This is a genomic window from Nocardia sp. NPDC049707 (assembly GCF_040674855.1).
Taxonomy (GTDB): Bacteria; Actinomycetota; Actinomycetes; order Mycobacteriales; family Mycobacteriaceae; genus Nocardia.
In genome coordinates, this window is the sequence record NZ_JBFANN010000003.1 from 79,293 (window position 1) to 88,426 (window position 9,134).

The following is a 9,134-nucleotide window of genomic DNA, read 5'->3' on the forward strand; positions in this document are numbered from 1 at the left end:
TCCGATGAAGATCGCCAACGAATTCACCGTCAACGCACCCGTCGAACAGGCATGGGAGGTACTGACCGACCTCGAACAGGTGGTCCCGCTCATGCCCGGCGCACAGATGATCGGCTGGGAGGGAAACGACTTCCTCGGCAAACTGAAGGTCAAAGTCGGCCCGGTGACCAGCGAGTTCACCGGAAAGGCGAAATTCGTCGCGCGCGACGAACACGACCATCGCGCCGTCATCAACGGCAGCGGCCGGGATTCACGCGGATCCGGAAACGCGGCCGCGACCATCACCACGCAACTGCGCGAAGACGGCGACAAGACCCGCGTCACCGTGGACACCGACCTCAAGATCGTCGGCAAGCTCGCCCAATTCGGCAGCGGAGTGCTACAGCAGGTGTCCGAGAAACTGGTCGGTCAATTCGTCACATCCCTCGAAGCGAAACTCGCGGCGGGCGATTCGGCAGCAACGCAGGTGGCGGTCGGGCCGGACAGCCGAGAAATGCAGCCGAAACCGGTCACACAACCCGAGCCCGCACCGCTCGACCTCGTCGATCTGGTCGGACCCGCGATGATCAAGAAGTATGCGCCGGCGCTCGCGCTCGCGCTGGCGGCCGCGCTCGCAATTGTCCTACTACGTAGGCGGATACGCGGAAAGCGATGACACGAGCGGTCATGCTGCGCGGCGTCGATTTGGCCGCATTCGCCGTCGCGATGGTCGCACGGTTGCGACGTGGTGGCGTCGCGGTCGCGCCGAGCGGGCCCGCGCTGTTCGTGCAAGCATTGCGCCGCATGGCGCCGCGGTCGCGCACCGAGCTCTACTGGGCCGCGCGGCTCACCCTCGTCGATCGCATGCAGGATCTCGCTGCCTTCGACGCGGTCTTCGCGACGGTGTTCGCCGACGCGACGCTGGGTGTGGACCCGCCGAGCCGAACACACGGATTGCCGACCGAACGCATCTCGCCACCGGGTACGGGCGGCCGAGAGCAGTTTCATCAAGGCGGTGAAGTCCCTTGGGCGACACTGCAATCCACGAACGGCACCGACCGATCGACCGACAACGGTGTGGCACTGCCGGACGTACTACCGAGCCGGTTCGCGGCACGAGCACAGGAACCGTTCGATCACTTCGATCCGGACGATCTACGGACGGTCGGCACATGGCTGGAGCAGGCGACCGCACACTGGCCCAAGCGCCGCAGCAGGCGCTATGAAAACCATCCGCACGGCAAGCGGATCGACTTCCGGGCGACGATGAACAACTCCCGTCGCACCGGCTGGGAGTCGCCGGTGCTGGTCCGCACTCGTCCCCGACGCCGACCGCGCCGAATCGTCATGATCTGCGACGTCAGCCGCTCCATGCGGCCGTATTCGACGATCTACCTACACCTGATGCGAGCCGCGATGCAGCGCCGATCACCCGATCGCCCAGAGGTGTTCGCCTTCTCCACCTCGCTGACCAGGCTGACCCCGGTGCTGGCGCACCGTTCCCCGGATGTCGCGGTGGCCAGGGCCAACGACAAGGTGGTCGACCGCTACGGCGGCACGCACATCGGCCGATGCCTCGGCACGCTGCTCGCGACTCCATCCGGCAACGCGGTGCGAGGCGCCGTCGTCGTCATCGCATCGGACGGCTGGGACAGCGACACCCCCGATGTCCTCGCTCGTGCGATGGCCCGGATCCGACGCCGGGCTTGGCGCGTCATCTGGCTCAATCCCCGTGCGGGCGACTCCCGATTCCAGCCGACCACCGGGGCAATGGCGGCGGCCCTACCGTACTGCGACATCATGATGCCCGCGCATACACTGGCGGGCATACACGCGTTCCTGCAAGCCATGGCATCGGCGAATGTCGCCTGATGCCAACCTGACCCCGTCGACGCACACGCACTGGTGACAGGGCGGAAGAAACGGCGACAGTCTTGCTTCGCGCCACCTCGTCATCGGCGAAGCGTCGCCCGGTCTCCAACACACCGACCCGGCACCCCTGCTCGGTCAACCGCAGCGTGCGCTGACACAGCCACCGAAACCCGAACCGATTACCAGCGCGTCATAGTGCGTCATGCCCTACCTTCGGGTGCGAACCAGCTCGTAGTCGCGGACATCGAAATGCGTCCGCCTGTCGTATTCGCTCATCCGACCGGGCCAGTTCGTCGTCACCCGACCGCTGGCCTCCCGGTACCAGCTGGTGCACTTGGTCCACACGGTATGTTCGAGCCGCCCCTGGATCTCCTCGTCGAACCGCGCCTCCACCTCCGGCTTCACCGAGAGATAACCGCCCGCCCCACGCAGATGCTCGACCGCTTGGCGCAGATAGCGCGCCTGCCGCTCGTGCATGTAGATGATCGAACCAGCGCCGAGATTGGTATTCGGCCCGTACATGATGAACATATTCGGAAAATGCGGCACGGTGAGACCCACATACGCGCGCGCACCGCCGGACCACACCTCGCGCAGCTCCTTGCCACCGATCCCACGAATCATCATGGGCGCCAAGAACTCCGTGGCCTTGAATCCGGTGCAATAAACGATCACATCGACCTCGGACAGCACGCCATCCTCGGTGCGCACACCAGTCGGCATGATCTCGGCGATAGGCGAGGTCTCCACATGCACATTCGGCTGCGACACCGCCGGGTAGTAATTGCTCGCCATCAGCCCGCGCTTACAGCCCGCCGCATAATCCGGTGTCATCTTGGCCAGCAGTTCGGGATCGCAGATCTGCGCGGCCCGATGCCGGTCCGCCCATCCGGAGATCAGATCGGCAATGCGGCCGTTGCCTTCCAGACCCGAGGTCACCAGCTCGTAGAACGAGTACCAGCCGAACCGCTCCGCCCGCTGGATCAGCGGAAACGTCGTGGCAATCGACAGCTTGTCCAGCGCATTGAGTTTCGGTGGCGCGTAATAGCTTTCGATCTTCGGAATGATCCACGGCGCCGACCGCTGGAAGACCGTCAACTGCCCGACCTTCGGCTGAATCGCCGGAATGATCTGAATCGCGCTCGCACCGGTGCCGATGATCGCGACCCGCTTACCGGACAGCTCGACATCGTGATCCCACCGCGCCGAATGAAACGCATCCCCGGTAAACGAATCCATGCCCGGAATATTCGGCGACACCGGACGCGACAGCTGACCCACCGCGGGCACGAACACATCCGCTTCGAGCAGCTCACCCGAGGTCGTGCGCACCCGCCAATGGCCACGGTCGGCATCGAAGTCCGCCGAATCGACCTCGACACCGAAACGCATATGCTTGTCGAGGTCATAGCGGCGCGCGACATCATGCATATAGGCGAGGATGTCGCGCTGCTCAGCGAATCGCTTCGGCCAGTAGGCATTCGGCGCGAAGGAAAACGAGTACAGATCCGACGGCGCGTCACAGGCCGCGCCCGGATAGGTATTGTCCCGCCAGACTCCGCCGAGCCCGTCGGCCTTATCGATAACGGTGAATGCGTCGTGGCCGCGGCGCTTCAGCTCCAGGGCGGCCGCGAGGCCGCCGAATCCGGCGCCGACGATGAGCACGGACGGAGTGCTGGTCATGTCGATAACTCTATGAACGGCGCCGTGGTTGCCGAGAGAGCGCCGCGGCCAGTAAATCAACATTTTCGGCCATCACGCCATGCCAGATATTCGTCACAGTGACGATTTTGCGGCAGGAGCGGGGAAGGGGAGGGGAGCGGTTCAGCAGTATCTTCTTGCGACCCAAGGTGATTAGGATACCTGACATCCGACCGGGGCGCACCTCGCCGGTTCGACCAGTCACGGTCAAGGCGCCACCGGGATGACATCGGGCTCAGCCTTCCGATCCGTATGAAATCCTGGCAGATACCGATTCGCGAACGGAATCAATACCTGAATCAACGGACCGATGCCGAACGCATACACCACCGTGCCGACGCCGATGCTGCCGCCCAGTAGCCAGCCGGTAGTCAATACCGATACCTCGATCCCCGTCCGCACCAACCGCACAGACCATCCGGTCCGACGAACCAGTCCAGTCATCAGTCCATCCCGCGGCCCAGGCCCCATTCCCGCGCCGATATACAGCACCGTGGCCACCGCATTCAAAACCACCGCGGCGCCCATCGCACCGACCCGCACCGGCAGCACATCCCAGTCCGGCAGCATCCACAACCCGACATCGACCGATACACCGATCACCACGACATTGCTCACCGTGCCAAGACCTGGCCACTGCCGCAACGGAATCCACGCCAACAACACCGCGACTCCGGTCAGCGCCGTCACCGCACCGAAACTGATCGGCACATGCCCGGCCACCCCTTGATGAAACACATCCCACGGATCCAGCCCGAGCCCGGCCCGAATCATCACCGCCATCGAAAACCCGTACAACCACAACCCGACATAAAGCGCGACCAGCCGCCGAACAAACATCACCCCAGCCTGCCGTCAACTGGACCCCCAAAACAGAGCCAATCACCAAGCACTGGCCTCATGCTAGAAACCAATCCGATCCGCTCCACCTTCGCGCCGCACCCCTCCAATCGTCACTGTGACGATTGGAGGGATATGAGGGCGGCAGCACGAAGGGGAGTCAGGACCAATTGACCCGCATCCGAGACCCTCGAGTCAAATCGATGTTTCTACGCCAAAACCCGGCATTTGCCGGAATATTTACATCAGACGGACATTAGGCGAACCGAACATCGAGGGGCGCCATGCAACCGCAACACATATTCCTACGCCCAGAACGCCGATGGCCAGGCCAGCCGCCAGCCAGCCGCCTGGGAATCCCAATCCCGAAAACCAATATCTGCCAACGTCATACAACCAGCGCCGCCCACTTCCAGCACCTCCGTTGTAACGCCGATAATCAACATTATGTCAAGTAGACACTCTGTGAGCCTTCCTTGATGCGTACACCGCAACGCGTCCTCGATCGCACGCTTCCCCGAGGAGACCCGCCGAGATCGTTACCACCCTCAACCGAGCCACACCCAGATGCCACAGGTCGACCCCCTAGAGTCTCCCCGTAGCGAACCGAGCAAACTCAATTATCTAGCAGCGCACGCCCGCTACCACCCACAAACAGTTCGCGATCGAGTGCGCTCCAGGGCAAGCTCACGAGCGGAACACCACCACATGCGGGCACGAATACGGCAGAAAACGAATATGGCGGGTTACCAGTAAAAGCGTTGGCAGTTCATCCACCGCTCTCCTCCAAATAACCCAAGGCTCCACCAGCAGCGAATTGTGGGTTCATCAGATACGACAGGCCTGAAGAGCGCTGTCGGTTGTGGAATCGTCTCGAGATTTCACGAAACACTCCCCCTGCAGACTTGAATGAGTCACACTCTGGAATGTGTCCACAAATTCGGAATTCGAGCGCATGTTGCGCGGGGTGTCGCTGCGCGTGACGGCGCCGCGGGTTGCCGTGCTGACAGCCGTGCACGAGCATCCGCATTCCGATACGGACTCGATCCTCGGTCATGTGCGCCGCACTCTCGGTGCGGTATCCCACCAGGCGGTATACGACGTGTTGCGCGCACTGACAGCCGCCGGTCTGCTGCGACGCATCCAGCCGATGGGATCGGTCGCGCGCTACGAAACGCGGGTCGGCGATAACCACCACCACGTCGTGTGCCGATCGTGCGGCGTCATCGGCGATGTCGACTGCGCCGTCGGCGAGGCGCCCTGCCTGACCGCATCGCATGACAACGGATTCGTGCTCGATGAGGCCGAGGTCATCTATTGGGGTCTGTGCCCCGATTGCTCGGCAGCACGAATATCCGGATCACACCCGTGATCACAACCCGATTCACTCACTCCCCCGAAAGGAATTGCCGTGCCTGAGGAACATCCGCCCATCGGAGAGGCCAATACGGAACCCACCGCCGGTGGTTGCCCCGTTACATCCGGTCGCCTCAAGTCCCCAGCCGAGGGCGGAGGCAACCGTGACTGGTGGCCGAACCAGCTCAACCTCAAGATCCTGCAGAAGAACCCGGCCGTAGCCAACCCCATGGGCGCGGACTTCGACTACGCCGCGGAATTCAAAACCCTCGATCTGGCTGCTGTGAAGCAGGACATCATCGAGGTCATGACCACCTCGCAGGACTGGTGGCCCGCCGACTACGGCCACTACGGACCGTTGTTCATCCGGATGGCCTGGCACGCCGCAGGCACCTACCGGATCAATGACGGCCGCGGCGGAGCCGGTGCCGGCATGCAGCGCTTCGCCCCGCTCAACAGCTGGCCCGACAACGCCAGCCTCGACAAGGCGCGTCGTCTGCTGTGGCCGGTCAAGCAGAAGTACGGCCGCAAACTGTCGTGGGCCGACCTGATCGTCTACGCCGGCAATGTCGCGCTCGAAGACATGGGCTTCCCGACCTTCGGTTTCGGTGGCGGCCGCGTCGACCAGTGGGAGCCCGAAGAGGACGTGTACTGGGGTCCGGAGCAGACCTGGCTCGGCGACGAGCGCTACACCGGCACTCGCGACCTCGAAAACCCCTTGGCCGCAGTCCAAATGGGTCTGATCTACGTCAATCCGGAAGGCCCCAACGGCAATCCGGATCCGCTCGCCGCGGCCGTCGACATCCGCGAGACGTTCCGCCGAATGGCCATGAACGATATCGAGACAGCGGCGCTGATCGTCGGCGGCCACACCTTCGGCAAAACCCACGGCGCCGGCGATGCCGATCTCGTCGGTCCCGAGCCCGAGGCCGCCCCGCTCGAAGAGCAGGGCCTCGGCTGGAAGAGCGCCTTCGGCACCGGCGTCGGCAAGGACGCGATCACCAGTGGTCTCGAGGGCACCTGGACGACCACCCCGACCAAGTGGGACAACAGCTTCCTGGAGATCCTGTACGGCTACGAGTGGGAGAAGACCAAGAGCCCCGCCGGAGCCTGGCAGTACATCCCGAAGGATGGCGCTGGGGCGGGCACCGTGGCCGACGCTCACGACCCGTCGAAGACCCACACCCCGGTGATGCTGACCACGGACCTCTCGCTGCGGGTCGATCCCGTCTACGAGCAGATCACCCGTCGCTGGCTCGAACATCCCGAAGAGCTGACCGTGGAGTTCGCCAAGGCCTGGTACAAGCTCACCCACCGCGATATGGGCCCGGTCGTCCGTTACCTCGGAACGCAGGTCCCGAAGGAGGCCCTGCTCTGGCAGGATCCGGTGCCCGCGGTATCGCACGACCTCATCGGGCCCGATGAGATCGCCGCACTCAAGAGCCAGATCCTGGCCTCAGGTCTGACTGTCGCACAGCTGGTTTCGACCACCTGGGCGGCTGCGGCGTCCTTCCGTGGCAGTGACAAGCGCGGCGGCGCCAACGGCGGACGAGTCCGCCTGCAACCGCAGGCCGGCTGGGAGGTCAACGAACCCGACGAACTCGCCCAGGTGGTACGCGTCCTGGAAGGCATCCAGGAGTCCTTCAACGCCGCCCAGACCGGAAACACCCGGGTATCCTTCGCCGACATCGTCGTGCTCGGCGGCGCCGCGGCCGTCGAGCAGGCCGCCAAGAACGCCGGCTACGACGTCGAGGTGCCGTTCACCCCGGGTCGCACGGACGCCGCCCAGGAGCAGACCGATGTGGAGTCCTTCTCCGCACTCGAGCCCAATGCGGACGGCTTCCGCAACTACATCGGAAAGGGTAACCGGCTCCCCGCCGAGTACCTGCTGATCGACCGGGCGAATCTGCTGACCCTCAGCGCTCCCGAGCTGACCGTCCTCATCGGTGGTCTGCGCGTCCTCGGCACGAACTACAAGAAGTCGCAGCTCGGCGTGTTCACCGAGAACCCGGGATCGTTGACCAACGACTTCTTCGTGAACCTGCTCGATATGGGTACGAAGTGGGAGCCGTCGGCCGCCGATGACGGGACCTACGAGGGCAAGGATCGCGCCACCGGTGCGCTCGAGTGGACCGGCAGCCGCGTCGACCTGGTCTTCGGATCGAACTCGCAGTTGCGCGCGCTCGCAGAGGTCTACGCGACCGACGACGCGAAGGAGAAGTTCGTCAACGACTTCATCGCCGCGTGGGTCAAGGTGTCGAACCTGGACCGGTTCGACCTGGTATGACGAAGGAAGAATGACCGACCGACCCGGCCGGTCTGCCTCATGCGGCGCCCCCACGAACCCCATGGTTCGTGGGGGCGCCGTCATGCGCATGTCAGTTGTTCGACCCGAACGGACTGTTCGCCGGCTGCTCGATGCGCAACGGGCACAGGCACCTGGCCGCTCGCAGTGAAATCCCCTCCCCCCGATACGTTTTCATCGGCTGGTTGGTCGCGTTTGATTGAAACTGGTTGTGGTCAACTAACCTTCATGCGGTGCTAGGACATTCACATGCGACCAGTGGCGCTTTCGCCTGGTCGGTGGCAGCGGCCACGCTGCCCATCTCGGTGTTGGTTTATCCGGTATTGCCAACTGGCGACACGCATCTCGGTGCCGTCGAGGTATTGCTCGGTACCCTGCTGACCGCGGGAGCCGCGCTGCTGCCCGATGCGGACCATCCGAACGGCACCATCGCGCATGTCCTCGGTCCGATCTCCTACCACCTGTGCCGGTTGATCTCCCGGATCTCCGGTGGGCATCGGCACGCCACGCACTCATTCGCCTTCGTCATCGCCATCGCCTGTGGGACCTGGGCGGGTGAGCATTGGCTCGGCAGGTATTTCACGCTGGGATTGGTGTTCTTCCTGCTCGCGCTGGCAGTGCGGGCACTGCGTCTGTGCCCCTCCGGCGAGGGCATCGAGGCATGGGGCACGGTCGTAATCCTCGCGGCGGCAGGGACGTTCGCGATGGATCACTGGATCACCGATAAACCGGCATGGTTGCCGTTCTCCGTCGGGCTCGGGGCACTCGCCCACCTTATCGGTGATTGCCTCACCGATAAGGGGTGCCGACTGTTCTGGCCGTTCCGGCTGCGTACCCGCATACCCGTGATCGAACGGACCGGGAACAAGGTCGAAACCTGGATTCTGTCACCGTTTTTCACGGTGGCCACGCTTGCCGTGCTCTGGTACGTCTTCTCCGTCAATCCCTAAGTCTCGCCGCTGCGGCCGTCGACGGCCGCAGCGGCGGGGGGGCCCCCCGGGGGTTGGGGGGGGTTGTGCGGGGGTGGGGTTTTGTGTGAAGTTATGGGGCGGTAAAACCCGGGGGGGGGGGCCGGCCCGGG

At 63.9% G+C, this 9,134-nt stretch carries 7 protein-coding genes and 1 pseudogene; 5 read left to right on the forward strand and 3 right to left on the reverse strand.

Going from position 1 to position 9,134, the window contains the following annotated elements; all coding sequences use genetic code 11:
* The first annotated feature begins 4 nt into the window (after nucleotides 1-4).
* On the forward strand, nucleotides 5-655 hold the full coding sequence (locus tag AB0J29_RS04630; RefSeq protein ID WP_364779207.1) for an SRPBCC family protein: 651 nt from the start codon (nucleotides 5-7) through the stop codon (nucleotides 653-655).
* A complete protein-coding gene (locus tag AB0J29_RS04635) occupies nucleotides 652-1,851 on the forward strand; it encodes a VWA domain-containing protein (protein WP_364779210.1) in 1,200 nt (399 codons plus the stop codon). The genes AB0J29_RS04630 and AB0J29_RS04635 overlap by 4 nt, the downstream gene beginning before the upstream one ends.
* Nucleotides 1,852-1,915: 64 nt before the next feature.
* Here the strand turns inward: AB0J29_RS04635 and AB0J29_RS04640 are convergent.
* From AB0J29_RS04640 to AB0J29_RS04650, 3 genes and pseudogenes are all read right to left on the reverse strand, one after another.
* Nucleotides 1,916-2,055: pseudogene (locus AB0J29_RS04640) on the reverse strand (NAD(P)-binding protein); the annotation flags it as partial.
* Nucleotides 2,056-2,058: 3 nt separating this feature from the next.
* Nucleotides 2,059-3,534: an NAD(P)/FAD-dependent oxidoreductase gene (locus tag AB0J29_RS04645; protein WP_364779213.1), complete on the reverse strand. Its 1,476-nt coding sequence runs from the start codon at nucleotides 3,532-3,534 to the stop codon at nucleotides 2,059-2,061.
* A gap of 225 nt (nucleotides 3,535-3,759) precedes the next feature.
* A complete protein-coding gene (locus AB0J29_RS04650; protein WP_364779216.1) occupies nucleotides 3,760-4,392 on the reverse strand; it encodes a hypothetical protein in 633 nt (210 codons plus the stop codon).
* Between the two features lie 955 nt (nucleotides 4,393-5,347).
* Here AB0J29_RS04650 and AB0J29_RS04655 point away from each other — a divergent pair.
* The 3 genes from AB0J29_RS04655 to AB0J29_RS04665 all read left to right on the forward strand — a co-directional run bounded on the left by AB0J29_RS04655 (nucleotide 5,348) and on the right by AB0J29_RS04665 (nucleotide 9,003).
* Nucleotides 5,348-5,764, forward strand: coding sequence for a Fur family transcriptional regulator (locus tag AB0J29_RS04655; protein WP_364779973.1), 417 nt, complete (start codon nucleotides 5,348-5,350; stop codon nucleotides 5,762-5,764).
* A gap of 39 nt (nucleotides 5,765-5,803) precedes the next feature.
* Nucleotides 5,804-8,035 carry a catalase/peroxidase HPI gene (katG, locus tag AB0J29_RS04660; protein ID WP_364779219.1) on the forward strand — a complete coding sequence of 744 codons (2,232 nt, stop codon included), beginning with the start codon at nucleotides 5,804-5,806 and terminating at the stop codon, nucleotides 8,033-8,035.
* A 251-nt stretch (nucleotides 8,036-8,286) separates the two neighbouring features.
* The gene (locus AB0J29_RS04665) at nucleotides 8,287-9,003 is read left to right on the forward strand and encodes a metal-dependent hydrolase (protein ID WP_364779222.1); all 717 of its coding nucleotides are present in this window, start codon (nucleotides 8,287-8,289) and stop codon (nucleotides 9,001-9,003) included.
* Nucleotides 9,004-9,134: the final 131 nt, after the last annotated feature.

Bases quoted from the DNA above. Each gene is read 5' to 3' on its own strand.
- AB0J29_RS04630 (WP_364779207.1), top strand. From the start codon at position 5: ATGAAGATCGCCAACGAATTCACCGTCAACGCACCCGTCGAACAGGCA.
- AB0J29_RS04635 (WP_364779210.1), top strand. From the start codon at position 652: ATGACACGAGCGGTCATGCTGCGCGGCGTCGATTTGGCCGCATTCGCC.
- AB0J29_RS04645 (WP_364779213.1), bottom strand. From the start codon at position 3,534: ATGACCAGCACTCCGTCCGTGCTCATCGTCGGCGCCGGATTCGGCGGC.
- AB0J29_RS04650 (WP_364779216.1), bottom strand. From the start codon at position 4,392: ATGTTTGTTCGGCGGCTGGTCGCGCTTTATGTCGGGTTGTGGTTGTAC.
- AB0J29_RS04655 (WP_364779973.1), top strand. From the start codon at position 5,348: ATGTTGCGCGGGGTGTCGCTGCGCGTGACGGCGCCGCGGGTTGCCGTG.